The organism is Caballeronia sp. NK8, from assembly GCF_018408855.1.
In the GTDB taxonomy this organism is placed as follows: domain Bacteria; phylum Pseudomonadota; class Gammaproteobacteria; order Burkholderiales; family Burkholderiaceae; genus Caballeronia.
In genome coordinates this window covers 719,640-745,461 of the sequence record NZ_AP024322.1, presented here as the reverse complement: position 1 = coordinate 745,461, position 25,822 = coordinate 719,640, and the positions used below count along the sequence as shown (strand labels likewise).

At 64.3% G+C, this 25,822-nt stretch carries 23 protein-coding genes; 12 read left to right on the top strand and 11 right to left on the bottom strand.

The window, feature by feature from the left end; all coding sequences use genetic code 11:
• The first annotated feature begins 119 nt into the window (after positions 1-119).
• Positions 120-725: a glutathione transferase GstA gene (gene gstA / locus NK8_RS03475; protein ID WP_213227462.1), complete on the top strand. Its 606-nt coding sequence runs from the start codon at positions 120-122 to the stop codon at positions 723-725.
• A 79-nt stretch (positions 726-804) separates the two neighbouring features.
• On the opposite strand, the gene NK8_RS03470 is transcribed toward gstA, so the two are convergent.
• The 4 genes from NK8_RS03470 to apbC form a co-directional block, all read right to left on the bottom strand.
• Positions 805-3,090: an arginine/lysine/ornithine decarboxylase gene (locus NK8_RS03470; protein ID WP_213227460.1), complete on the bottom strand. Its 2,286-nt coding sequence runs from the start codon at positions 3,088-3,090 to the stop codon at positions 805-807.
• A gap of 106 nt (positions 3,091-3,196) precedes the next feature.
• Positions 3,197-3,766 carry a dCTP deaminase gene (dcd, locus tag NK8_RS03465; RefSeq protein WP_035508313.1) on the bottom strand — a complete coding sequence of 190 codons (570 nt, stop codon included), beginning with the start codon at positions 3,764-3,766 and terminating at the stop codon, positions 3,197-3,199.
• Positions 3,767-3,854: 88 nt separating this feature from the next.
• Complete coding sequence (locus NK8_RS03460) at positions 3,855-4,388, bottom strand: superoxide dismutase family protein (protein ID WP_162065098.1); 534 nt, start codon at positions 4,386-4,388, stop codon at positions 3,855-3,857.
• A 119-nt stretch (positions 4,389-4,507) separates the two neighbouring features.
• A complete protein-coding gene (gene apbC, locus NK8_RS03455; RefSeq protein WP_061173113.1) occupies positions 4,508-5,596 on the bottom strand; it encodes an iron-sulfur cluster carrier protein ApbC in 1,089 nt (362 codons plus the stop codon).
• 263 nt (positions 5,597-5,859) lie between these two features.
• Here apbC and NK8_RS03450 point away from each other — a divergent pair, with 263 nt between their 5' ends.
• A complete protein-coding gene (locus NK8_RS03450) occupies positions 5,860-6,516 on the top strand; it encodes an OmpA family protein (protein WP_061173047.1) in 657 nt (218 codons plus the stop codon).
• A 240-nt stretch (positions 6,517-6,756) separates the two neighbouring features.
• Here NK8_RS03450 and NK8_RS03445 read toward each other — a convergent pair whose 3' ends face one another.
• A complete protein-coding gene (locus NK8_RS03445) occupies positions 6,757-7,176 on the bottom strand; it encodes a type II toxin-antitoxin system HicB family antitoxin (RefSeq protein ID WP_213228469.1) in 420 nt (139 codons plus the stop codon).
• Between the two features lie 232 nt (positions 7,177-7,408).
• On the opposite strand from NK8_RS03445, the gene metG reads away from it, so the two are divergent.
• Entirely contained in the window at positions 7,409-9,538 is a 2,130-nt protein-coding gene (gene metG, locus NK8_RS03440; protein WP_213227457.1) for a methionine--tRNA ligase, read from the top strand.
• 121 nt (positions 9,539-9,659) lie between these two features.
• On the opposite strand, the gene NK8_RS03435 is transcribed toward metG, so the two are convergent.
• Both NK8_RS03435 and NK8_RS03430 read right to left on the bottom strand, forming a co-directional pair.
• The gene (locus NK8_RS03435) at positions 9,660-13,781 is read right to left on the bottom strand and encodes a translocation/assembly module TamB domain-containing protein (protein WP_213227455.1); all 4,122 of its coding nucleotides are present in this window, start codon (positions 13,779-13,781) and stop codon (positions 9,660-9,662) included.
• Between the two features lie 34 nt (positions 13,782-13,815).
• Entirely contained in the window at positions 13,816-15,525 is a 1,710-nt protein-coding gene (locus NK8_RS03430) for an autotransporter assembly complex family protein (RefSeq protein WP_225936233.1), read from the bottom strand.
• 381 nt (positions 15,526-15,906) lie between these two features.
• Between NK8_RS03430 and NK8_RS03425 the strand changes: the two genes are divergently transcribed.
• The 4 genes from NK8_RS03425 (at position 15,907) to panD (ending at position 18,300) form a co-directional block, all read left to right on the top strand.
• A complete protein-coding gene (locus NK8_RS03425; protein WP_174258022.1) occupies positions 15,907-16,095 on the top strand; it encodes a DUF3460 family protein in 189 nt (62 codons plus the stop codon).
• 86 nt (positions 16,096-16,181) lie between these two features.
• Positions 16,182-17,009 carry a ScpA family protein gene (locus NK8_RS03420; RefSeq protein WP_162066763.1) on the top strand — a complete coding sequence of 276 codons (828 nt, stop codon included), beginning with the start codon at positions 16,182-16,184 and terminating at the stop codon, positions 17,007-17,009.
• A 60-nt stretch (positions 17,010-17,069) separates the two neighbouring features.
• Positions 17,070-17,903 carry a pantoate--beta-alanine ligase gene (gene panC / locus NK8_RS03415; protein ID WP_162065092.1) on the top strand — a complete coding sequence of 278 codons (834 nt, stop codon included), beginning with the start codon at positions 17,070-17,072 and terminating at the stop codon, positions 17,901-17,903.
• A gap of 10 nt (positions 17,904-17,913) precedes the next feature.
• Positions 17,914-18,300: an aspartate 1-decarboxylase gene (gene panD, locus NK8_RS03410; RefSeq protein WP_213227451.1), complete on the top strand. Its 387-nt coding sequence runs from the start codon at positions 17,914-17,916 to the stop codon at positions 18,298-18,300.
• 54 nt (positions 18,301-18,354) lie between these two features.
• On the opposite strand, the gene NK8_RS03405 is transcribed toward panD, so the two are convergent.
• Positions 18,355-18,981 (bottom strand): ParA family protein, encoded by a 627-nt coding sequence (locus NK8_RS03405; RefSeq protein WP_162065091.1) that lies wholly within the window; start codon positions 18,979-18,981, stop codon positions 18,355-18,357.
• 167 nt (positions 18,982-19,148) lie between these two features.
• Between NK8_RS03405 and NK8_RS03400 the strand changes: the two genes are divergently transcribed.
• Positions 19,149-19,568, top strand: a complete 420-nt coding sequence (locus NK8_RS03400; RefSeq protein ID WP_061173036.1) for a PaaI family thioesterase — start codon at positions 19,149-19,151, stop codon at positions 19,566-19,568.
• Here the strand turns inward: NK8_RS03400 and NK8_RS03395 are convergent.
• Positions 19,562-21,037: a cobyric acid synthase gene (locus NK8_RS03395; protein WP_213227449.1), complete on the bottom strand. Its 1,476-nt coding sequence runs from the start codon at positions 21,035-21,037 to the stop codon at positions 19,562-19,564. The genes NK8_RS03400 and NK8_RS03395 overlap by 7 nt on opposite strands.
• 58 nt (positions 21,038-21,095) lie before the next feature.
• Between NK8_RS03395 and cobU the strand changes: the two genes are divergently transcribed.
• Genes cobU through NK8_RS03375 form a run of 4 tightly spaced genes read left to right on the top strand, consistent with a single transcriptional unit; the run spans position 21,096 to position 24,481 of the window.
• Positions 21,096-21,647 (top strand): bifunctional adenosylcobinamide kinase/adenosylcobinamide-phosphate guanylyltransferase, encoded by a 552-nt coding sequence (gene cobU / locus NK8_RS03390; RefSeq protein ID WP_213227447.1) that lies wholly within the window; start codon positions 21,096-21,098, stop codon positions 21,645-21,647.
• Between the two features lie 5 nt (positions 21,648-21,652).
• On the top strand, positions 21,653-22,594 hold the full coding sequence (gene cbiB, locus NK8_RS03385) for an adenosylcobinamide-phosphate synthase CbiB (protein WP_213227445.1): 942 nt from the start codon (positions 21,653-21,655) through the stop codon (positions 22,592-22,594).
• A gap of 1 nt (position 22,595) precedes the next feature.
• Positions 22,596-23,591, top strand: a complete 996-nt coding sequence (cobD, locus tag NK8_RS03380; RefSeq protein WP_213227443.1) for a threonine-phosphate decarboxylase CobD — start codon at positions 22,596-22,598, stop codon at positions 23,589-23,591.
• Positions 23,591-24,481 carry a cobalamin-binding protein gene (locus NK8_RS03375; protein ID WP_213228467.1) on the top strand — a complete coding sequence of 297 codons (891 nt, stop codon included), beginning with the start codon at positions 23,591-23,593 and terminating at the stop codon, positions 24,479-24,481. Before cobD ends, NK8_RS03375 begins: the two co-directional genes overlap by 1 nt.
• 28 nt (positions 24,482-24,509) lie before the next feature.
• On the opposite strand, the gene NK8_RS03370 is transcribed toward NK8_RS03375, so the two are convergent.
• Together NK8_RS03370 and NK8_RS03365 are read right to left on the bottom strand one after the other, a co-directional pair.
• On the bottom strand, positions 24,510-25,079 hold the full coding sequence (locus NK8_RS03370; protein ID WP_213227441.1) for a histidine phosphatase family protein: 570 nt from the start codon (positions 25,077-25,079) through the stop codon (positions 24,510-24,512).
• The gene (locus NK8_RS03365) at positions 25,064-25,822 is read right to left on the bottom strand and encodes an adenosylcobinamide-GDP ribazoletransferase (RefSeq protein ID WP_213228465.1); all 759 of its coding nucleotides are present in this window, start codon (positions 25,820-25,822) and stop codon (positions 25,064-25,066) included. The genes NK8_RS03370 and NK8_RS03365 overlap by 16 nt, the downstream gene beginning before the upstream one ends.

Below are 25,822 nucleotides of genomic sequence, written 5' to 3'. Positions count from 1 at the left end.
CAAAGCGCGTACTTGAAAGCATTCATCTACCAATGCGACACAGATAATTTCACATTTTCGACCATCATCCGCGATCGACATCGTTCATAATCGTGCCGGTTCATCCCGGAGAAATCGTTTTGAAACTGTTCTACAAAGCAGGCGCCTGTTCCCTCGCATCACACATCGTCCTCGAAGAATCGGGGCTGCCTTACGAGACCGAAGCCGTCGATCTCAAGACCAAGCTCACCGCGAGCGGCGCGGATTTCACCAAGATCAACGCGAAGGGCTACGTTCCCGCCCTGCTGCTCGACAACGGCGAACTGCTCACCGAAGGCCCCGCGATCATGCAATACATCGCGGATCAGGTTCCGGCGAAACACCTCGCGCCGCTCAACGACGCCATGGCGCGCTATCGCCTGCAAGGCTGGCTCACGTTCATCGGCACCGAACTGCACAAGAATTTCTCGCCGTTCTTCAATCCGGCCGCCAGCAGCGACTGGAAAGCCGCCGCGATGGCCAACCTCGAACGCCGTCTCACCTATGTCGCGCAACAGGTCGACGACAAGCAGTTCCTGCTCGGCAACGAATTCGGCATCGGCGACGCCTACCTCTTCACCGTCCTCGGCTGGGCGAAGCACATCGATCTCGATCTCGGCAAGTGGCCCGCGCTCGTCGCGTATCAGGAGCGTGTCGGCGCGCGTGCCGGCGTGCAGGCAGCGATGAAAGCGGAAGGCCTGATCTGAACGACCGGTAGCGCCTGAAACGACAAACGGCCCTTTGAAAGGGCCGTTTGTTTTTTTACAGCAGCGGATCAGACGAACATCAGCCGCGCACGCAATCGACAAAATACTCGATGCGCCCGTTGATCATCTCGCCGACGAGCCCGTGGATATCCGTATGGAAGCCCGGGAAGCGCTCGTTGAACTCGCGCGCGAAGCGCAGGTAATCGACGATCGTGCGATTGAAGCGCTCGCCCGGAATCAGCAACGGAATGCCCGGCGGATACGGCGTGAGCAGAATCGACGTGACGCGGCCTTCGAGTTCGTCGATCGGTACGCGATCGATCTCACGGTGCGCGAGCTTGGCGAACGCCTCGGACGGTTTCATCGCCGGCTCCATGCTCGACAGATACATCTCGGTCGTCAGACGCGCGATGTTGTTCGCGCGATAGACGCTGTGGATCTGCTCGCACAGATCGCGCAGGCCGATGCGCTCGTACGACGGATGCTGCGCGACGAACTCGGGCAGCACGCGCCACAGCGGCTGGTTGTTGTCGTAGTCGTCCTTGAACTGCTGGAGTTCGGTGACCATCGAGTTCCAGCGGCCCTTCGTGATGCCGATCGTGAACATGATGAAGAACGAGTAAAGCCCGGTCTTCTCCACGATGATGCCGTGCTCCGCCAGATACTTCGTCACGATCGCGGCCGGAATGCCGGTCTCGCCGAATTCGCCGTCCACGTCGAGTCCCGGCGTGATGATCGTCGCCTTGATCGGATCGAGCATGTTGAAGTTTTCCGCGAGCGCGCCGAAGCCGTGCCAGCGGTCGTTGGGCTTCAGCATCCAGTCCTCGCGGTCGCCGATACCCTCTTCCGCCAGTGCGTCCGGGCCCCAGACCTTGAAGAACCAGTCGTCGCCATATTCGGCATCGACCTTGCGCATCGCGCGGCGGAAATCGAGCGCCTCGGCGATCGATTCCTCGACGAGCGCCGTGCCGCCCGGCGCTTCCATCATCGCGGCGGCCACGTCGCACGACGCGATGATCGCGTATTGCGGCGACGTCGACGTATGCATCAGATACGCTTCGTTGAAGCGATGGCGGTCGAACGTGCTGTTCTCGCTGTCCTGCACGAGAATCTGCGACGCCTGCGAAATGCCCGCGAGCAGCTTGTGCGTGGAGTGCGTCGCGAACACGAGCGCGCCCGTGCGCGGCCGGCCCGCGCCGATCGCGTGCATGTCCTGATAGAACGAGTGGAACTCGGCGTGCGGCAGCCAGGCTTCGTCGAAGTGAAGCGTGTCGAGCAGATCGCCGAGCAGGTCCTTGATCATCTCGACGTTGTAGATCACGCCGTCGTAGGTGCTTTGCGTGATCGTCAGGATGCGCGGCTTGATCTTCGGGTTCTTCGCGAGCGCTTCGCGCGCGAACGGATTCGCCTCGATCTTCCTGCGGATGTTCTCGGGCTTGAACTCGTCGCGCGGAATCGGCCCGATGATGCCGAAGTGATTGCGCGTCGGCGTGAGGAACACGGGAATCGCGCCGGTCATCGTGATCGCGTGCAGGATCGACTTGTGGCAGTTGCGGTCGACCAGAACGATATCGCCCGGCGCCACGGTCGCGTGCCACACGATCTTGTTGGACGTCGACGTGCCGTTGGTCACGAAGAACAGATGATCCGCGCTGAAGATACGCGCAGCGTTGCGCTCCGACGCCGCGACCGGGCCCGTGTGATCGAGCAGCTGGCCGAGTTCGTCGACGGCGTTGCACACGTCCGCGCGCAGCATGTTCTCGCCGAAGAACTGATGGAACATCTGCCCGAGCGGATTCTTCAGGAACGCGACGCCGCCCGAGTGCCCCGGGCAATGCCACGAATACGAGCCTTCTTCCGCGTATTGCACCAGTTCCTTGAAGAACGGCGGCGCGAGCGAATCGAGATACACCTTCGCTTCACGGATCACGTGCCGTGCGACGAACTCCGGCGTGTCCTCGAACATGTGGATGAAGCCATGCAGCTCGCGCAAGATGTCGTTCGGCAGATGGCGCGAGGTGCGCGTTTCGCCATACAGGAAGATGGGGATGTCGGCGTTGCGGCGGCGCACGGCGTTGATGAACGCGCGCAGCGCGACGATCGCCGATGCCAGTTCCGGCGTGTCGCCTTCGACGACGACGTTATCGGCGTAAGGCAGCAGCTCGTCGTCATCGATCGAAAGGATGAAGCACGACGCGCGGCTCGACTGCTGCGCGAACGCGGCGAGATCGCCGTAGCTCGTGAGGCCGAGCACTTCGGCGCCTTCTTTCTCGATCGCCTCGGCAAGCGCCCGGATGCCGGAACCCGAGATGTTCTCGGAGCGAAAATCTTCGTCGATGATGACGACGGGGAAGCGAAACTTCATGAGGCGATTCTCCAAATGGAAACGACCGCCGCCTGGGATGCAATCCCGAGGCCAGCGGTCTTTCGACAAGCGTTTGCTATGTGCGTTTCTTAAAGCGCAACGGACGTCAGGTTTTCGGCAGCGTCACGCCGTGCTGTCCTTGATACTTCCCGCCGCGATCGGCGTACGAGGTCTCGCACATTTCATCGCTTTCGAAGAACAGAACCTGGGCGACGCCCTCGTTTGCGTAGATTTTGGCAGGCAAAGGTGTCGTATTCGAGAATTCGAGCGTCACGTAACCTTCCCATTCCGGCTCGAACGGCGTCACGTTGACGATGATCCCGCAGCGCGCATAGGTCGATTTGCCCAGACACACCGTCAGGCACGAGCGCGGAATGCGGAAATACTCGACCGTGCGTGCGAGCGCGAACGAATTCGGCGGAATGATGCAGACATCGCCCTTGAAGTCGACAAACGATTTTTCGTCGAAATTCTTCGGATCGACGATCGTGGAATTGATGTTCGTGAAAATCTTGAATTCGTCGGCGACGCGAATGTCGTAGCCGTAGCTCGACGTGCCGTAACTCACGATCTTGCGGCCATCTTCGGTCACGCGCACCTGATCGCGCACGAACGGCTCGATCATTCGGTGCTCTTCGGCCATGCGGCGAATCCACTTGTCGGACTTGATGCTCATAGGGGACGCTACTCAACGGTGAACGCGAAAGCGCGTATTTTACGCGATCGGGCCGCGACGCCGGGCGCGACGCAAACGGGCGCGGCCTTTAGCGGCGAATCACGCCGCAGGCGAGCGACGGGCCCACGTTGTGCGGCGCGCTCGCGTAAGGGTCGAGCGCCTCGCGGTGCAGCATGATCGCGCGCGAGATGACCGAGCGCACGCCGTCGAGCGAGACGTCCGTCGCGACGATGAAGCCGGTCGCCGCGCCAGTCGCGTCCGCGTGGATATTGCCGAGTTCGCCTTCGAGCCGCGACGACGGCTTTCTGCGCTCGGCGGGCAGCGCGAACACCGGACTCGTGTCCTGATCGTTCACCGCGATGCAGTCGCCGCGCTCGTGCACGGTCAGCGCGTGGTCGCTGTTCGGCGGCATGTCGGTGAAGCTGTACGAAACCTGCACGCCGTCCGAGCGCTCGATCAGCGTGACGTTGCCGCGTGTGGCGTTGCCCGGCGTAGGCTTGAGCACCGCGTCCGCGCGCTTCTCGTGATTCTGGAAGATGAGGCCGCAACCGCTCAGCATGACGCTGCAAGCGGCCATCGCGATCAAGGCGTGCAGCGCCCTCCCGTCGAATCTGTCTCTCATGCGATCCTCTCGGCGGCCCGCCGACGCCCAGTGCGTCCACGCTGCCGCGCATCGAAGGCGACATGATACCGCGAGCCGCATTGCACAAGGCTCGCGGAGATTCGATCGTTCGCTCGAAATCAGGTGTTCTGCACGACGATGCTCGGAAACTTCGAGGTCATGTCACGCTGACGCTCGGCGACCGAGATCGCGACACGGCGCGCAATCGCGCGATAGGTCTCGGCGATGCGGCTGTCCGGCTGCGACACGACGCTCGGCTGTCCGGCGTCCGTGCGCTCGCGAATGGAGATGTCGAGCGGCAAAGACCCGAGAATCTCGACGCCGTATTCCTTCGCCATGCGCTCGCCGCCGCCCGCGCCGAAGATGTGCTCCTCGTGGCCGCAGTTCGAGCAGATGTGCGTGCTCATGTTCTCGACGATGCCGAGAATCGGAATGCCGACCTTTTCAAACATCTTCAAGCCCTTCTTCGCGTCCAGCAGCGCGATGTCCTGCGGCGTCGTGACGATCACCGCGCCGGTCACCGGCACTTTCTGCGACAGCGTGAGCTGGATGTCGCCGGTGCCCGGCGGCATGTCGACGACGAGGTAATCGAGATCCTTCCAGTTGGTCTGACGCAGCAGTTGTTCGAGCGCGGAGGTGACCATCGGGCCGCGCCAGACCATCGGGTTGTCCTGCTCGATCAGAAAGCCGATCGAATTCGCCTGGATGCCATGGCCTTCGAGCGGGTTCATCGTCTGGTTGTCGGGCGATTCGGGGCGACCCGTGATGCCGAGCATCATCGGCAGCGAGGGGCCGTAGATGTCGGCGTCGAGCATGCCCACCGACGCGCCCTCGGCCGCGAGCGCGAGCGCGAGATTCGCGGCGGTCGTGCTCTTGCCGACGCCGCCCTTGCCCGATGCCACCGCGATGATGTTCTTGACGTTCGGCAGCAGCTTCACGCCGCGCTGCACCGCGTGCGCGACGACTTGCGAAGAAACGTCGACGGTCACGTTCGCGACGCCGTCAACCTCGCGCAGCGCGCCCGCGACCTGCTCGCGGATCGCGGCAAACTGGGTTTTCGCGGGATAACCGAGCACGACGCTCACCGCGACGTTCGCGCCGTCGACGGCCACATTGCGGATGCTTTTGGTATCGACGAACTTGCGGTTGGTGTTCGGATCGGTCAGTGTGGCGAGTGCGATGTCGATCTTCGCGCGGTCAATACTCATCGAGACTCCATGGAACGGTTGTTGCTCTTCGCCCTCGGCGATTGCAACAAACTGAGGAAATTGAAAGGAAATGTTAGCGCGATTGCGCACAGGCTCTGGCGCACTGCACTATCCTGCTGCAAATCTTTCCGGGGACGCATCGCATCGGGCAACCCGACGCCTTTCTCATTATTGTAGAGGGTCGTCAGGAAGCTCGTCCGAAGACCCTTTCGCACTGTCGGCACATCTCGCCGAATCGCTCGTCGTTTTTAAGGAGATCGAAGATGAACACTAAATTCTTCACCCGTCTGTCCGTGTTTGCCGTGGCAGGCGCACTCGTCGCCGGCTGCGCTTCGCAGCAAGGCACCAACACCGCAGTCGGCACCGGCGTTGGAGCCGCGACCGGCGCGGGCATCGGCGCCATCTTCGGCGGCGGCAAGGGCGCGGCGATCGGCGCGGCCACGGGCGCGGCGGTCGGCGGCATCACCGGCTACAACTGGCAGTCGATCAAGAACAAGATTTCCGGCGATTCGAAGGGCACGGGCACGCAAGTGACCGAGCAGCAGGACGGCTCGCTGAAGGTGAACATCCCCAATTCGATTTCGTTCGACACGAACAGCTACGCCATCAAGCCGTCGTTCGATCCGGTGCTGAATTCCGTCACGCAGACGATGCAGCAGCATCCGGAGCTGGTCGCAAGCGTGGTCGGCCATACGGACAACACGGGCCAGCCGGCTTACAACCAGACGCTGTCGCAGAACCGCGCGCAGAGCGTGGCGTCGTACGTCGCGACGCACGGCGTCCCGGCGCAGCGCCTGTCGGCTTCGGGCATGGGCCAGAACCAGCCGATCGCCGACAACTCGACGGAAGCGGGTCGCGCGCAGAATCGTCGCGTGGAAATCTATCTGCGTGCCACGGCGCAGCCGGGTCAGGTGCAGTAAAACTGTTGATTTAAAAGGGGAAATCGCCACTGCGAGTGTCGTGGCGAGAGCGGTCCGGCGGGTACGTGCATCAGGTTGAAAAAAATTTGAAACTTGAGCGCGCGGCGCGGGTCTTTCTCTACGGTAGGTGGATGGCGAGGCCATCACCTGCCATTCTCCTCTTGTCGTTGTTGCTCCGGGGCCCGATTGGACCCCGGTTTTTTTTGTGCGCGTGATTTTTTTCCAGGGCGCCGCTCTGCCTCACGCCAACGAAATTTTCAGGCGCTTGCCCAGAGACAGAAACGCGGCTTCGATCGCTTCGAGTTTCGACGAATGTCGCGGGTCGAGCAGGCGGTCGACTTGCGGCATGTGAACGTTGAGTCGCCGCGCGAGTTCGGACTTGCGCACGCCCTGGCGGATCATTTCGTTCTGAAGCAGCACCTTTGTCACGACGAGCGCGGGCAAAGTGACGACCGGTTGGCCTTTCTTCGGTTTCGACGGCATGGGCACTTCGCGTTTTTCGTCGAAGTAAATTTCGATAGCGCTTTCCAGTGCATCGAGTCCGTTGATTAGCGCCTCATCTGCATCGTCCCCTACGGAAAGTGCTTCCGGTATGTCGGGAAAGGTGACCAGAAAAGTGTTGTTTGTGTCGAGTTCCAGATTCACTGGATAGGACAGCATGACGGTGTGTTCTCCTTGCGAGTGCTGAAGGCAGCAAAATACAACACTAGCGGCGTATTTTGCTAAGCGCAATATGCAACTTTTTTGTTGTATTTTGTAGTTGCAAATTAGCAGCTATCAAGCCCCGAATCCAACCTCCCATCTCAGCCCCGCGCGCCCCACTCCCCCGCCCTGCTAAAATCAAAATCCGCTTTTTCCCAACCCCAAGCACTCCCACACGGGCCGCGCCTTTATGTCAGCACCGATTTCAGCCACTGCCACCGCCGCGCCTGCCGCCTCCACCAGCGAAAGCGGCCGCCGCCAGATCCTCGTCACGTCCGCGTTGCCGTATGCGAACGGTCAGATTCATATCGGCCATATGGTCGAATACATTCAGACGGATATCTGGGTTCGGGCGCTGCGAATGCATGGCCACGAGGTCTACTACGTCGGCGCGGACGACACCCACGGCACGCCGATCATGCTGCGCGCCGAAAAGGAAGGCATCACGCCGAAACAGCTGATCGAGCGCGTGTGGAAAGAGCACAAGCGCGACTTCGACAGCTTCGGCATCTCGTTCGACAACTACTACTCGACCGATGCCGAGGAAAACCGCGCCCTGTGCAACACGATCTACGGCGCACTTCAGCAGGCGGGCCTGATCGAGGCACGCGACATCGAGCAGGCCTACGATCCGGTCAAGGAAATGTTCCTGCCGGACCGCTTCATCAAGGGCCAGTGCCCGAAGTGCGGCGCGAAGGATCAATACGGCGACAACTGCGAAGTCTGCGGCTCGACCTATCAGCCGACCGAGCTCATCAATCCGTATTCGGTCGTGTCAGGCGCGACGCCCATCCGCAAGACATCGACGCACTACTTCTTCAAGCTTTCCGATCCGCGTTGCGAGGAATTCCTGCGCGGCTGGGTGAGCGGCCTCGCGCAGCCCGAAGCCACCAACAAGATGCGCGAGTGGCTCGGCGACAAGGGCGAAGCGAAACTCGCCGACTGGGATATCTCGCGCGACTCGCCGTACTTCGGCTTCGAGATTCCGGGCGCGCCGGGCAAATACTTCTACGTGTGGGTCGATGCGCCGGTCGGCTACTACGCGAGCTTCAAGAACCTCGCGGACCGCGTCGGCGTGGACTTCGATGCCTTCGTGAAGCCCGGCTCGAAGACCGAGCAGTATCACTTCATCGGCAAGGACATCCTGTATTTCCACACGCTGTTCTGGCCGGCGATGCTCGAATTCTCCGGCCATCGCACGCCGACCAACGTGTTCGCGCACGGCTTCCTCACCGTCGACGGCGCGAAGATGTCGAAGTCGCGCGGCACTTTCATCACCGCGCAGAGCGTGATCGACACGGGCCTCAATCCCGAGTGGCTGCGCTACTACTTCGCGGCGAAGCTCAACAGCACGATGGAAGACATCGACCTGAGCCTCGACGACTTCCAGGCGCGCGTGAACAGCGATCTCGTCGGCAAGTACGTGAATATCGCGAGCCGTGCGGCGGGCTTTCTCATCAAGCGCTTCGACGGCCGCGTGCAGGACAGCGCGATGAATCATCCGCTGATCGGCCAGTTGCGCGCCGCGATTCCGCAGATCGCCGGCTTCTACGAGTCGCGCGAATACGGCCGCGCGCTGCGCACGACGATGGAACTCGCCGACGCCGTCAACGCCTACGTCGATACCGCGAAGCCGTGGGAACAGGCGAAGGACCCGGCGAACGGCGTCGCGCTGCATGAAACGTGCAGCGTGAGTCTCGAAGCGTTCCGCCTGCTGTCGCTCGCGCTGAAGCCGGTGATGCCGAAGCTCATCGAAGCGGTGGAATCGTTCCTCGGCATCGCGCCGCTCGTCTGGGCCGATGCCGCGAAGCCGCTGTCGTCGGCGAATGCGATCAACGCGTACAAGCATCTGACCACGCGCGTCGATCCGAAGCAGATCGAGGCGCTGCTGGCCGCGAATCGCGAATCGCTCGCGCCGGCCGCGGAAACGGCCGCCGCCGCGCCCGCCAAAACCGTCGCGAAGAAGCAGGAAGACGCGGGCGTCATTTCCATCGACGATTTCGCGAAGGTCGATCTGCGCATCGCGAAGATCGTCGATTGCAAGGCGGTCGAAGGCTCCGACAAGCTGCTGCAACTCACGCTCGATGTCGGCGAGGAGAAGACGCGCAACGTGTTCTCGGGCATCAAGTCGGCGTATCAGCCGCAGGATCTGATCGGCAAGCTCACGGTGATGGTCGTGAACCTTGCGCCGCGCAAGATGAAGTTCGGGTTGTCGGAAGGGATGGTGCTCGCGGCCTCCGCCGCTGACGAGAAAGCCGAACCAGGGCTATACATTCTCGAACCGCACAGCGGGGCGAAACCGGGCATGCGTGTGAAATAAGACACGCACGAGTGCGCTCAGCGCGCGTCTTGCGCAGAAGGCTCATCCACGGATGAGCCTTTTCTTTTTGCCACACGCGGCGGCGCGCACGACTCTCGGCGACAGGTGAACGCGGATGTGGTCAATCCGACGAGTCGGTACCCGCGGATGCATCCGACGCCGCCGACGCCGAATCCGCCGCCGACGCCCGCAAGGCCGATGACGACGAAGACGACGACCACAACCGCGCCCACGAATTGAACCTTCGCGTATACGACAGATCGACGCCCTGATACGTCCCGCCGTACACCGTCAGTGCCCAGGCCCGCGACAGATTCAGCGTCGCCTTGACCGCGTTGCTCGCCGATTGCAGCCCCTGCTCATAGCCGATCACGAGCCGTTCATTAATCGCCTTCGAAAGCAGCACGACCTGCGGGTCTGTCAGGCCCACTTCGCTCGAACCGACGCTGAACTCGTCCAGCCCGACCGTCTGCGCGATCTTCGCCCCGCCCCGGCTGCCGAGCAGCGCGAGCGCGCTCGTCATCGCGCTCTGCTGGCCGACGTTGTTGCCCTGATCCGTGCCGTGGCCGAACAGCAGCCACGAGAGCTTTTCGTTATCGGGCACGCTCGGCTCGGAGATCAGCCTCGCGACCGGCGCCTGCACCGTGCCCGTCACCTGCACGCCCGCCTCGACTTCCTGATTGCGCCGCATCGCCAGAATATTGAGGCCCGGATTCGCCACCGGCCCATTGAACGTGAAGAACCCATTCTCGATGTTCAGCTTGCGCCCGAACGCGGTGTACGACGAACCCGGCGTCGTCACGCGCACGTTGCCGACCGCGCGCAACGGCATGTTCGGCGCGCTCATCGCCGTGATCGTGCCGGCGAGGCCGAGATCCGCGCCCGCGCCCTTGAAGCGGAAGCGCTGACCGAGGTTGATGTCGATGTTCGCGCGCGGCGTGAACGGCCCGACCGGCTTCTCGGTCGCCGCCGTGATCTTCTGGTTCTCGCCCTTGATCGTGCCGTCGGGACGCTCGATCACGACATCGTCGCCGAGAGAAGGCGCCGACGATTCCGGCAGATCGAAGAGCGCGTGATCGACAGTGAACTTGCCATCGATCGCCATGCCGCCCTGCAGTCCCGCGTTGGCGATGGTCGCGCTGCCCGACAGCATCAGCTCGCGGTCCGGCGAGGCGAACAGCTCCAGCTTGTCCGCGATGATGCTCGCGGTCAGATCGGGCTGCTGCTGGTCGAGCCGCACCTTGCCGGTCGCGCGCAGCGTGCCGCTCGCGCCGTGGAATTCCACGCGCTGAAGATCGACGAGATTCTCGGACAGCGCGATGCGAATCACGCCGTCCTTCAGTTGCACGCCCTGATCGACGACCGTCGCGGAGATGTTGTCGCCCGTCAGCGACCCCGACAGATTCGGCTTCGCGACGATGCCCGCGATCACGAGCTTGAGCGCGATCTTGCCGCCGAGCAGATAGTTCGCGCCGAGCAGTCCGCCCGTCGTGCGCAGTTCGGGAATGTTCGCGTCGATGCCGCCGGTGAGCGGCGCGTTGTCGTCGAGCGTGAGCATGCCGTCGCGATTGACGAGCGGCGTGTGCACGTTTGCATCGATCACGCCGATGCGGCTCGCCTGCGCATGCAGCGACGCGTTCAGGCGATTGCCGCCGCTGAAATCCGCGCGCGCCACGATATCCGTGATGCCGAGCGCGGCCAGCCCGCGCGTGCCGTCGATCGTCACGTCGCCGGCGCGGCGCTTGATCTGCGCGTAGCCCGTCGCGCTCGCGCCGAGCGTGAAGTTCCAGTCGCCGTCGAAGACGAGGTCCGTGCGGATCGGCGGCTCCGCGCCCGTCAGTTCCTGACGCACCTCCAGCAGATGCGGCACAGACAGGTTCGTGAGCGTGCCCGCCGATTGCAGGCGGCCGTTTTCCATCGCGAACGATTTCAGGTTCAGCACCGCGCCTTCCGCGGCGAGCCGCGTCGCGCAGAGCACGAGACGCTGCGGTCCGTAACTCACCGTCAGAGGCGATTCGAGGTTCAGCGACGGCACGCCCTTGTTCGAGAGCCTGGTGATCGCGCCGTCCCAGTGCGGGCCGTCGGGCGCATCGGTGAACTTGCCGTTCGCGCCGAGCGCGACATTCACCGGCTGGCCGCGCACCTTGCCGGTCGCGGTGAGGTCGAGCGTGTGATGCGCGCGCGTGCCGTTCAGATTCGCATCGAGGTTCGCGACTTCGACGCCTTCCGTGCTCGCATCGCGCGCCTTCAGCGTGAAGACGAGCGCGCCGTTCGCGCCGTCGCGGATATCCGCGCGGCCTTCCGCGTGGCCCAGACGGTTGGCGCCGAACACGACGCCATCGGCCTGATAGTTCGCCGCGATGTTCGGGTGCGCGATCGAGCCGGTCAGATCGCCGTCCGCCTTGACGGTGCCCGCGATGCCGAAGCCGAGCCGTTCGAGCGCGGGCGCGTCGACCTTGAAGCGCAGGCGATCGCCGGGTGCGCCGAAGCTGCCGTTCAGATCGACCTCATTGCCCGCCACCGACAACGCCGCCTTGCTCGGCAAAAGACGCGTGCCGGCGACCTGCACGGTGCCCTCGCCCGTCAGCGGCAGGTTGTCGTACATGCTGTCGGTGAGCTTGAAGGTCGCTTTGGTCGTGAGCGTCGGCGCGAGCTGGCCCGATGCGGCCAGCGTGCCGTTCACGCGCGCTTCGACGACACGCGGCGTCGCGGCAGGCTTCTTCGCCGCGCCCTTCTTCACCGGCGCGGGCTTCTGCGCGATCAACTGCTGTTGCAGCAGCAGCGGATTGAAGTCGACGATCTTCGCTTTCAGCTCGTAGCTGGAGTTGGCGTCCTTCTTCAGCGCGCCGTTCAGTTCGACACGACCTTTGCCGACCGTCAGCTTCACGTCGTCGAGCGTGGTCTGCTTCGGATCGAGTTTGACCTTGGCCTGCGCGCGGATCGCCGCTTTCGGATCGTTCAGATCGGCGGCGATGCGCTGCGTGTCGCCATCCAGCACGATGCCGATCGGCCCGGCGAAATCCGTCGGGCGCAGCGTCGGCTCGATCGCGTTCAGGTCGAGCTTCGCCACTTTCAGGTCGAACTTGCCCTTTGCGCCCGCGAGCGTGCCGCCGCCCGTCACCGTCGCGTTCTTCAGAAGGCGCACGTTGAGGTCGGTGATGCTTTGCTCGGAGGCGTCGAGCCGCACGTTCGCGCGTGCGTCGATGAGCGGCAGCAGCTTCTTGTCGATTGAACCGGGCTTCGCGTTGACGATCGATACCGGCCCGCTCACCACGAACCCCTTCGGGTCCGCGCCCTCGACGGGCTTGACCTCGGCGCGCACGGCGAGATCGGCCTCGGGCGCGCTCGGGCTGAATGCCTGCGGATTCACGTGATCGAAGGTGACGAGCGCGGATTTGAGCGGCACGTCGGCGAACGGCAGCGCCTCGACGTGCGCCTCGCCCTTGAGCTTCATGCCGCTCGCATCGACGTCCGCGACGAGGTCTTCCAGCGAACCGGACAACCGTGCGCTCACATTCACCGCTTCGCCGTTGACCTTGCCGGCATAGCCCGCGTCGCCGGACAGCGGGAACGGCCGCGCGCCGCCGTCGAGCTTCAGCGACGCCGTCACCGCGCCGAACGGCGTATCGAGGCGCTGGACCGTCGCCTGGTGATGCTGGCCGTCGCTGCGGCCATTGAAGAGCAGGCGCGAGAATTCGGTGGTCGTCGTGCCCTGATGCAGGCGCAGCTTTTCGACGGAGAGATCGTTGATCGTGAGTTGAATCGGCAGGCGCAGATCCTTCGGCAATTCGGTCTTCTTGCTCGGCTCGTTCGACGGCGCGATGCGCGCATCGACGGTCCCGACATGCAGATAGTCGATCGTGAAGCGCAACGGTTCGCGCGTGAGCGCCCAGCGGCCCGACACGCTGTCGACCGCGATGTCCGTGCCCTTGCCGTCCTTCCAGTGCACGTCGCGCAGTTGCAGGCCGGTCGCGATCGCGCCGCCGTCGAGCTTGCCGGTCAGTTGCCCTTTGAGCAGCGACGTGGCCGCATCCCACGCGTAGCGCGTGCCGCGCTCGGTCGTCAGCACGTAGAACACGCCGCCGACGGCCAGCCCGACGATCAGCACGACGACCAGCACGAACGCGCCGAGCCAGCGCGCGAGACGCCGCCAGCCGCTCTTGCGCGGCGGCGTCTCGTTCGCGCCGCCGGCTTCGTCGGGCGGTGGTGCTTCAGCGTCTCTTTGCCTGGTCGGGTCCGTCATGCCGGTTCACTATCCTTCATCGTTCTCACGCGCATCAGAACGCGATGCCGAGCGTCAGATACGGCTTGATGCTCTTGTTCTTCAATCCGTACGCCACGTCGACATTGACCGGGCCGACCGGGCTGCGCCAGCGCGCACCGACGCCTACGCCCGGCTGGAACACGCGCTCGCCCCACGTATCGGTGGCAGTGCCGATGTCGAAGAACACCGCGCCGCCCCAGTCGTGCGTGAACCAGTGCTGATATTCGCTGCTGCCGGTCACCATGTATTTGGTCGGCAGGATCGAGCCGGCCACATTGTTGCCGATACTCAGATAGCTATAGCCGCGCACCGAGTTCGCGCCGCCCGCGCGAAACAGCAGCGACGCGGGCACGCCGCTCGACGGCCCGCTCGTGAACACGCCGCCGAACTCCGCGCGAAACACGAGCAGATCGTTCTTGCCGAGCGGCACGTATTGCAGCGCGTTGGTGTACAGGCGAGCGAAGGTCTGGTCGGACATCACGCCCTTGACGGCGAAGCCCGCCTCCGCGCGAATGATGTTGCCGCGACGCGGGAACAGAGGATCGTCGACGTCGCGGCGCACCCAGCTCCACGCCGGCACGAGCGCGCGCGCCGTCGACGGATTCGGCTCGTTCTGCGTCAGGCGGTCGTCATAGAAAGTCAGCGAATACGTCGTGTCGATGTTCTGACGCGAACGCGATCGCTGCACGCCGACGCGCGCGCTGTAGATTTTCGTGCTCGATACATCGGTGATCGTGTAGGAGCCGAACACGGCGTTCACCCAGCCGTGCGAATCGGGCGGCATCGCGAGCTGCACGCGGCCGTACTGCTGGGTCTGGTCGAGCCGGCCGGAGATCGTGAACGGATACGCGGCGCCGAACGTGTTGAGATAGCTGTACGCGCCCTGAATGTGGAAACCGGTGTCGGTCGCGTAGCCCACGCCGTAGCGGATGCTGTGGAACGGGTATTCGCTCACCTTCACGTGCAGCGGCGTTTCGTTCGGCTTGTTGACGTCGGCGTCCGCGTCGATGGCCACGCTCGCGTAGTACGGCGTGTTCTGGATCTGCCGCTGCAGTTCGTTCAGGCGCGCGACGTCGTATATCTCGCCCGGCTCGATCGGATTCACGTGATCGATGATCCAGGCGGGATAGCGCTTCGGCCCGGTGACATCGAGCTTGCCGAGCGTGAAGGTCGGGCCGCTGTCGAAGGTCACCGAGAGATCGGCGAGATGCGCGCGCGGATTGATGCGCGCCTGCGAGCGCACGATCTTCGCGCCGAGATAGCGTTTGGCTTGCAGCGCCCGCAGCGCCGCGTTTTTGGCGTCGTCCCAGCCGCCTTGCGTGAAAGGATCGCCTTCGTTCACCGAAAAGGCGAAACGCGCCGCGTTTTCCCGCGAACGGTCCTCGGTCGTCACCGCGCCGGTGAAATTCAGCTGCACGGAGCCAATCATCGTGCGCGGCCCGGGATCGACGCTCACCTTGACGTTGCGCTTGTCGTCGACGGTCGTGATATCCGTACGCACGACGGGCGTGAAATAGCCTTCGGTCGCGACGAGGTCGCGCACGTCCTTCGGCGCGGCGGTCACGAGGAACTGGAACTGGTCGTCGCTCACGTCGTCGCGCTTCGCGAAACGGGAAATGTCGAGGTTCTCCTTGAGCAGCTTTTTGATGCTGCGCGGCGCGTCGATGTCGACGTCGTACTTGGCGAAAGCGGGCGCGGCGAAGCCGAACGCGAGGAGCGCCATGACCAGGAGCGACACGGACGGCAGGCGTCTTGCGCCGGCAGGCTTCACGCGCAACGCGCGCAGCGGATCAAACGAACGCCCCGCCAAACGACCTCCGGCATCGGGATATTGGAATTGAAAGGTAAGACATGCGGCCGTTGCGAAAAGGGCGCAGGCGCTATTTCACCACATTGCCATGGGCCGGCACCGCAAAGCGGTCCGGTTCACGCCCGGCGTGCGCCTTTGGACGGCTGCGCGCCGGCGGGGTTCCGCGAAACCTGCACGCGCGTGCGACTTTCGATAAGAGGAACAAACAAGAGCGGGCCGCGCGTCGAGATGCGTTGTCGCCGTACGCTTGCGGTAAAATTGCGATTTCAAACGCCTCGACCCAACGGAAGCCGGATCATGTATCAGTCGGACATCACTCAGTTCATCAATCAGTTGAAAGAGCAGAAGCCGTCGCTGGAAGACGAACAGCGCCGCGGCCGCGCGCTTCTGTGGGACAAGCAGCCAATCGACCTCGACGAGCGCGGCGAGCAACAGCAATCGCGCGTGAACCAGACGCCTTACGTCTACTACCAGAACTTCTGAACGTGAGCGCAGCCGGCCACGAGCCGCAATCGCCCGCGCATGCGCCGCACGAGCCGGCGCGGGAGGGCGTACGGAATGAGCGCGCGGTGGCGCTCGCCACGCCCGCGACCGATTCGACGCCCGACACCATCGACGGCGTCGCGATCGCGCACTTGTACGGCGAGCCGCTCTGGAAGCTGCCCACGGATCTCTACATTCCGCCCGACGCGCTCGAAATCTTTCTCGAAGCGTTCGAAGGCCCGCTCGACCTGCTGCTCTACCTGATCCGCAAGCAGAACTTCAACGTGCTCGACATCCCGATGGCGGATGTCACCGCGCAATATCTCGGCTATGTCGACCAGATTCGCGAATCGAATCTGGAGCTCGCGTCCGAATACCTGCTGATGGCCGCGATGCTGATCGAGATCAAGTCGCGCATGCTGCTGCCGGTCAGGAAAGCGGACACCGGCGAGGAAGCCGAAGACCCGCGCGCCGAACTCGTGCGCCGCCTGCTCGAATACGAGCAGATGAAACTCGCCGCGCAGAAGATCGACCAGTTGCCACAGCTCGGCCGCGACTTCCTGCGTGCGGACATCTATATCGAGCAGGCCGCCGAGCAGCGCTTCCCCGATGTCGACATGAACGACCTGCGCGCCGCCTGGGCCGACGTCATCAAGCGCGCGAAGCTCGTCCAGCATCACAAGATTTCGCGCGAGGAGCTTTCGGTGCGCGAGCACATGAGCGTGATCCTGCGGCGCCTGCAGAGCGCGCGCTTCATGGAGTTCACGGAGCTGTTCGATACCTCGCGCGGCGTGCCGGTGGTCGTCGTGAATTTCATCGCGATGCTGGAGCTGTCGCGCGAAGCGCTGATCGAAATCACGCAGCCCGAGCCGTACGCGCCGATCTACGTGCGGCTCGCGTATTCTCCCGCCTAGTTTTTCTTACCCTTCCCGCGTGGCGGCAACACAAGCCGCTCGACAGGAGACACCCGCTCGATGAAAGTCATCAGCTCCATCCATGAACTGCGCGACCAGTTGCGCGGCCAGAACCGAACCGCCTTCGTCCCGACGATGGGCAACCTCCACGAAGGCCATCTCTCGCTGATGCGCCTCGCGCGCCAGCATGGCGATCCGGTCGTCGCGAGCATCTTCGTGAACCGTCTGCAGTTCGGGCCGAACGAAGACTTCGACAAATACCCCCGCACGCTGCAGGACGACATCGAAAAGCTGCAGAGAGAGAACGTCTACGTACTCTTCGCGCCGACCGAGCGGGACATGTATCCGGAGCCGCAGGAGTATCGCGTGCATCCGCCGCACAATCTCGGCGACATTCTCGAAGGCGAATTCCGCCCCGGCTTCTTCACCGGCGTGTGCACCGTCGTGATGAAGCTGATGTCGTGCGTGCAGCCGCGCGTCGCGGTGTTCGGCAAGAAGGATTATCAGCAGTTGATGATCGTGCGGGCCATGTGCCACCAGTTCGCGCTGCCCACGGAGATCATCGCGGCGGAAACCGTGCGGGATGAGGACGGGCTCGCGCTGTCGTCGCGCAACCGGTTTCTCTCGGCGGACGAGCGCGCCGAAGCGCCGAAGCTCGCCGAACAGCTACAGCGCGTGCGTGAAGCGGTGCTCTCCGGCAATCGCGATATCGCCGCGCTCGAACGCGACGCGGTGAACGCGCTCGCCGAACGCGGCTGGAAGCCCGATTACATCAGCGTGCGCAAGCGCTCGAACCTGCTGCCGCCGGGCGAAGCGGACGTGGATGCGCCGCTCGTCGTGGTCGCAGCGGCGAAGCTCGGCGCGACCCGTCTCATCGACAATCTGGAAATCTGAAGGAAGCATCATGCAGCGCACCCTGCTCAAATCGAAAATCCACCGCGCGACGGTCACGCACTGCGAATTGCACTACGAAGGCTCGTGCGCGATCGACGAAGACCTGCTCGAAGCCGCGAACCTGATGGAAAACGAGCAGATCGACATCTGGAACGTGAACAACGGCGAGCGCCTCACCACCTACGCGATCAAGGGCGAGCGCGGCAGCGGCATGATCTCGCTGAACGGCTCGGCGGCGCGCCGCGCGCAACTGGGCGACCTCGTGATCATCGCGGCGTTCGCGCAGGTGGACGAAGAAGAGATCAAGGCGGGCTGGAAGCCGAATCTCGTATTCGTCGACGACGACAACCGCATCAAGGGCAGCCGCGATCACGTTCCGACGCAGAGCTGGACCTGATTTCGGCGCTGCTGCCTCAACAAGCCGGCGATTCCTCGAAGGACGCCGGCTTTTTCATTTCTTCGACACCCATTCGATGATGGGTTCCCACTGCTCCAGATCCTTCTCGACGCGGCTTTTCGCCACGTCCCAGATGGTGAGTCCGTGCGCGGCGAGCTGCACGTAGTTCTGCGTGTCGCGCAGGAAGCCGAGCACCGGCAGGTCGAGCCCTTCGACGAAACGATGCAACTGGTCCGCCGAGCGCGTGCGGGCATCCACGCGCATGCCGACCACGCCGACTTCGATCGCGCCCTTGCGCACCGCCTTTTCCTTCGCCAGCTTCGCGAGAAAGTCCTGCGTCGCGAGGATGTCGAACATCGACGGCTGGAGCGGCACGATTACCTTGTCCGCCAGCTCCAGCGCGAGCGCGAGCCGGTTGCCGTGCACGCCGGCGGGCGTGTCGACGACGGCTTTCTCCAGACCTTTCGGCGGTTTTGCGGGGGCATCGACGTCGATCGCCCATTCCTCGATCTTCGGCAGCGTCTCGGCGCGCAGCGAGAGCCACGCGTGCGACGAGCGCTGCTTGTCGAGATCGGCGAGCGCGACCCACTCGCCGTCCGCCGCGAAACAACCGGCCAGATTGGTTGCGAGCGTGCTTTTGCCGACGCCGCCCTTCGGATTTGCCACCACGATCACGGTCATGAAGTGTCCTGGATTTTGTTGAGCGCGCGCACGCGCCGCCGCGCACGATTTCGTCTTGATGAGAACAGGTGCATGATTCGAGCGTTGATATTATCGGCAAAAGTGATGCATCCGGCATGTTGACCGAACGGCCATGCCAAATTCAACTTTTCGACACGACGATACCCATGACCGCACTTCGCCCCGACGTCACTCTCGATTTCCTGCGCAACCGCCAGAAAGGCCGCCTGCCCGACCTGCTCGGCGTACAACTGATTTCGCTCGATCAGGGCCAGTTGAGCGGCGAACTCGTGATCCGTCCGGAACTGCTCGCGCCGAACGGCTTTCTGCATGCGGCAACCGTCATCGGACTCGCGGATACGTGCTGCGGCTATGCGTGCATCGCGCATCTGCCGGACAAGGCGCAGAACTTCACGACGCTCGAACTCAAGAGCAACCACGTCTCGACGGCGCGCGACGGGAAAATCGTCGCGAAGGCGACGGCCGTGCATCTCGGGCGCAGCACGCAGGTGTGGGACGCGACGGTGACGAATGGCGACGGCAAGCTCATCGCCATGTTCCGCTGCACGCAGATGATTCTTTATTGAGCGAACGCGGCCTGTAACGCGTCCAGATCGAGCGATTGCGCGAACGAATCGGCCAGCCGGTCGAGCGACGCTTCGCGCAGCGACGGGTAATCGAGCGGCTCGGCGCCCTGCACGCCCGCCCACTCGAGCAGCGCTGCGCACGCTTCGAGCGTGTCGAACAAGCCGTGCAGATAGGTCGCGGCGATCTGGCTATCGTCGGATACCGCGCCGTCGACGCGCCCCGAATCCAGCGCGACGAGCGGCCGCGCGAGCGCCGCGCCGTGTGTGCGGCCCATGTGGATTTCGTAGCCGCGCACGCCCGCGCGCGTGCCGTCGATGGTCAATCGGCCAACGACGTTCTCCAGCTGTTTCTGCGGCGTGAGCACGGTGAAGAGTTCGAGCAACTTGAGGCCCTCGACGCAACCCGGCGCGCCTTCGACGCCGTCCGGGTCGTCGATCGTGCGCCCGAGCATCTGCATGCCGCCGCAGATGCCGATCACCTTGCCGCCGTATCGCAGATGCCGTTCGATCGCGCGATCCCAGCCGTTCTCGCGCAGCCACGCGAGATCGCGCTGCACGCTTTTCGAGCCGGGCAGCACGATCAGATCGGCGGGCGGCGGCGCGACGCCGGCGCGCACATAGCTGAAATCGACCTGAGGGTGCGCGCGCAGCGCATCGAAATCCGTGTGATTGCTGATACGCGGCAACGCGGGCACGATCACCTTCAAAACGCTCGCCGCGCCGCGAACGTGCGGCTGGCTCGGCAGCATGTCTTCGGCGTCGAGCGTCAGGCCGTGCAGATACGGCAGCACGCCGAACACCGGCTTGCCGGTCTGTGCCGTGAGCCAGTCGAGCCCCGGTTCGAGCAAGCCGATATCCCCGCGAAACCGGTTGATGACGAAGCCGCGCACGCGCGCACGCTCGCTTTCCGACAAACACGCCAGCGTGCCGACGAGATGCGCGAACACGCCGCCGCGATCGATATCGGCGACGAGCACGACCGGGCAATCGACGCGCTCCGCGAAACCCATGTTGGCGATATCGCCGTCGCGCAGATTGATTTCGGCGGGACTGCCCGCGCCTTCGACGATCACTGCGTCGAATTCGTTCTGCAGGCGCGCATAGGACGCGAGCACGGCATCGAACGCGATGCGCTTGTAGTCGTGATAGGCGCGCGCATCGAGATTGGCATGCGCGTGACCATGGATGATGACCTGCGCGCCGCGATCGCTCGTCGGTTTGAGCAGCACCGGATTGAAGTCGATGCGCGCATCGACGCCAGCCGCGATCGCCTGAAGCGCCTGCGCGCGGCCGATCTCGCCGCCATCGACGGTCACCGCGCTGTTGAGCGCCATGTTCTGCGGCTTGAACGGCGCGACCCGCACGCCGCCGCGCCGCGCGAGACGGCACAATCCGGCGACGAGCGTACTCTTGCCGGCATCGGACGTCGTGCCCTGGATCATCAGCGTGCCGCGTGGCGTGAATGGCATCGGAAGCGAGTCTCATCAAGAACGACGCGCTATCTTAGCCCGTCAGTACAATATCGCGATGACTTCCGATCTCACGTTCATCCTCGGCGGCGCGCGTTCCGGCAAGAGCGCGCACGCCGAACGCCTTGCCGCCGAAAGCGGATTGCCCGTCACGTATATCGCGACCGCACGCATCGGCGATGATGCCGAATTCGCCGAGCGCGTGCGGCATCATCGCGAACGCCGGCCCGCGCACTGGACGCTGGTCGAAGCGCCGCTCGATCTCGCGGGCGCGTTGCGCGAAGCGGATCACGCCGGGCATTGCGTGCTGATCGACTGCCTGACGCTGTGGCTCGCGAATCTGCTGTTCGCATCGGCGGGCGCGAGCGATGAGATCGCCGTAATGCCCGACAGCGCACGCGAAGCCTTCGCGCAATTCGACGCCGCGCTCGCGCACACGCGCGGCAAGGTGATCGTCGTCAGCAATGAAATCGGGCTGGGCGTGGTGCCGCTCGGCTCGGTCACGCGTCTTTACGTCGATGAACTCGGCCGCCTGAACCAGCGCGTCGCCGCCGCGAGCACGCGCGTGACGATGATGGTCGCGGGCCTGCCCCTCGCGCTCAAGGGATAAGCGCGATGCTCCTCCTCTCCGCCTACGCGATGGCGCTGCTCGCGGTGCTCGGCGTGATCGTCGATCGCATTTTCGGCGAGCCGCGCGCGCGGCATCCGCTCGTCGGCTTCGGCCAGTTCGCGACGAAGCTCGAAGCGCGGATGAATACCGGCTTTCGCGCGCGGCCGGCGGGCATCCTCGCTTGGTTCGTCGCGGTCGCGCCGCCGGTGGTCATCGCGTGGCTGCTCGTCGGCGCGCTGCCGTTCGGCTATGCGTGCCTCGTGCATGTGCTGCTGCTCTGGTTCGCGCTCGGCGCGAAGAGCCTGCGCCAGCATATCGCGCCGATCGCGCGCGCGTTGAGCCTCGGCGATATCGAGAGTGCGCGCACGCTGACCTCGCGCATCGTGTCGCGCGATACATCGAAAGCCGATGAAAACGCCCTGTCGCGCGCGGCCGTGGAATCGGCGCTCGAAAACGGCAACGACGCGATCTTCGGCGCGCTCTTCTGGTTCGCGGTCGCGGGTGGCCCGGGCGCGCTGATGTTCCGCCTCGCCAATACGCTCGACGCGATGTGGGGCTATCGCACGCCGCGCTACCTGCGTTTCGGCTGGGCCGCCGCGCGCTTCGACGACGTGCTCAACTTCATTCCCGCGCGCCTCACGGCGGCGACCTACGCGCTCGCGGGCGACACGCACATGGCGTGGCATTGCTGGCGCACGCAGGCGCGCTCGTGGGACAGTCCGAACGCGGGTCCGGTGATGGCCGCGGGCGCGGGCAGCCTGAACGTGCTGATCGGCGGCGCGGCGGTGTACCACGGCGTGACCGAGACGCGGCCGACGCTCGGCGCGGGACACACGGCGAACCCGAAGCATGTGGTCGCGGCGTTGCGGCTCGTCGAGCGCGCGACGCTGATGTGGCTCGCGGTTTTCTTAGTGCTCGCGGCTCTGGGCGCGACGACGAGTGGCTGACATGGCACAAACCATCCGACACGGCGGCAATCTGCGCGAAGCCGCGCACCGCTACGCGATTCCTTTCGATGACTGGCTCGATCTGTCGACCGGCATCAATCCGCGCGGCTATCCGGTGCCGCCCGTGCCGCCTGACGCATGGCGGCGTCTGCCCGAAGACGGCGATGGTTTGGGCGAGTGCGCCGCGCGCTATTACGGCGCGCCGTTCGCGTTGCCGGTGGCGGGCTCGCAGGCGGCGATCCGAGCGTTGCCCGTGCTTCTGCGTCGCGGCACGGCGGGCGTCGCGCCGCTGACCTACGGCGAATATGCGCCCGCGTTCATGCGCGCGGGACACGCCATCGCGACGCTCGATATCGACGCGCACGATTTGCCCGCGACGCTCGATCACGTGATCGTCGCGAATCCGAACAATCCGACTGCGCAACGCATATCACGCGACACGCTTTTACATTGGCACGCGCAGCTCGCATCGCGCGGCGGCACGCTGATCGTCGATGAAGCGTTCGCCGATGTCGATCCCGCGTCGTCGCTGGCGGCCGACACCGCGCGAGATGGTCTCGTCGTGCTGCGTTCGGTCGGCAAGTTCTTCGGACTCGCGGGCATCCGCGCGGGCTTCGTGCTCGCCGCGCCTTCGATCGCCGATGCCTTGCGCGATGCGCTCGGCGCATGGACCGTGAGCGGTCCGGCGCGGCATGCGGTCGCCGCCGCTTTCGCCGATGTCGCATGGCAGCGCGACACGCGCGCGCAGTTGCAACGCGATGGCGCGCGACTCGCCCCCCTGATCGCGAGCCACGGTTTCGACGTGCGTGGGACGCCGCTTTTCGCGTGGACAGCGACGCCTAGAGCGCCCGAGCTTCAGCACGCACTGGCGCTGCGCGGCATCTGGACGCGCCTCTTCGATCTGCCCGGGCTGACGCCGAGCCTGCGCGTCGGCTTGCCGGGCACGGAAGGCGACTGGGCGCGTCTCACGCTCGCCTTGCGGGAGATTTGCGCGTGATGCTGCGTCATGTGATTGCTTTGACGATCAGTTGCGTGATGACGCAAGCGCATGCGATCACCGTCATTGATGACAGCGGCGCATCCGTCATGCTCGTCAAGCCCGCCGAACGCGTGGTCAGTCTCGCGCCGCACGTCACCGAGTTGCTGTTCGCGGCCGGCGGCGGCGCGCGCATCGTCGGCGCGGTGACGTACAGCGACTATCCGAAAGAAGCGCAGACGATTGCGCGCGTCGGCGACAACAAGGCGCTCGATCTGGAGCGCATCGTCGCGCTGCATCCGGATCTGATCGTCGTGTGGCGGCATGGCAATGCGGCGCGTCAGATGGACCGGCTTACCGCGCTCGGCATTCCGATCTACTTCAGCGAGCCGAAGCATCTCGACGATATCGCGACGAGCATCGACAAACTGGGCGTGCTGCTCGGCACGCAGGCACGCGCACGCGACGCGTCCGAAGCGTTCACGCGCGACATCGCGCAGTTACGCGCGCGTTATGCGCAGCGACCGCCGGTGAGCGTGTTCTATCAGGTCTGGGACGATCCGCTGATGACGCTCAATCGTGACAACGTCTTCGACGAAGTGATCGGGCTGTGCGGCGGCGTGAACGTGTTCGCGGCGGAAAAGCCGCGTGTGCCGACGATATCGACCGAAGCCGTGCTCGCGGCGAATCCCGAAGCGATCGTCACCGCGACGCCGGGCGCGACGCAACCGGATCGCCCGTTGCCTGCGCTCGAACGGTGGAAGCGTTGGTCGTCGTTGACGGCGGTGGCGCGCGGTAATCTTTTTGGCATCGACGGGGATCTTATCAATCGGCCTACGCCGAGGCTCGCGTTGGGCGCGGCGGAGCTTTGCCGCGATCTGGAAAGCGCACGAGCGCGGCGGGTGAAATAGTAGTTTGGGGTTCGTCGGCGGCGGAATCCTAAGCATTCCACCGCACGAGCACCCACTCCCCGCGCACGCGCCTGAACCAAACAACTGCGCCAAAATCCAACGCCCATTGCAACGCATTCTCCCGCGCGATATCAAGCAGATGCGCCGCAAGCACCCGCACGACGCCCGCATGCGCGATCACATGCACGGCCTGCCGATCGACACATGTCGATTCAAACCACCCGATCACGCGTTGCGCGAACTGCGCAAGACTCTCCCCGCCATGCGGACGCGCATGTTCAATATCGCCGGCCCATGCATCGATGAGCGCGCGATCGATCGCGTCCCACGCACGACCTTCCCACGCGCCGAAGTGCATTTCTGAAAGCCGCGCGTCGATATGCGGATCAACGGCCAGCGCATGCGCAAGCGATGCACAGCGCCGAAGCGGGCTCGCATGCCATCCATCGACACACGCAGGCACGTTCAGCGCCGTCATTCGCGTGATCAACGCACCGGCCAGTTCACGCGCATCGCGTTGCAAGGGCACATCCGTTTGCCCATAGCACACGCCCGCTTCAATGGCGACTTCCGGATGCCGGATCAGAACGAGATCCATGCGAGCCCAATGAGATAGATGGCAATTTCGAACACCTGCTGCGCGAACCCGAGGCAATCGCCGGTATAGCCGCCGATGCGCCGCACGAAGTAGCGTCCGATGAAAAAGCGCAACACGACGAGCGCAACGATCGTGAAGCACGCGAACTTCCAGTCGATCACGAAAAGCCACGGCAAGCCGAACACGAGCGCCAGCGCGAACGACGCAAGACTCATGCGCTGCGCGACCGGCTTCGCCTTGCCTTCCGCGCGCACGTAATCGAGCGTGACGAGATAGCTGATCGCGAACACGCGGCTCGCGGCGTGCGCGGCGATCATCGTCCACGCGACGCGTTGCGTCGGCATGACCGCAAGCGTCTGCCATTTCAACGCAAGCGCGATCATCAACGCAATCGCGCCGAACGCGCCGATGCGCGAGTCGTGCATGATGCGCAACGCATCCTCGCGCGTGTACGCGCCGCCGAAGGCATCGACGCAATCGGCGAGTCCGTCTTCGTGGAACGCGCCTGTCAACACGAGCGTCGCGGCCATCGAAAGCAGCACCGCGACACTCGCGGGAAACACACGCAACGCCGCGAGATACACGAGCGCCGCGACGCCGCCGACCATCGCGCCGACGAGCGGAAAGTAACGCGCCGCCGCATTCAGATACGCGCGCTCGAAGCCGACCCAGCGCGGCACCGGCACGCGCGTGAAATAGCCGAGCGCGGTGAAGAAATAACGCAGTTCGTCGAGCGCACGCAT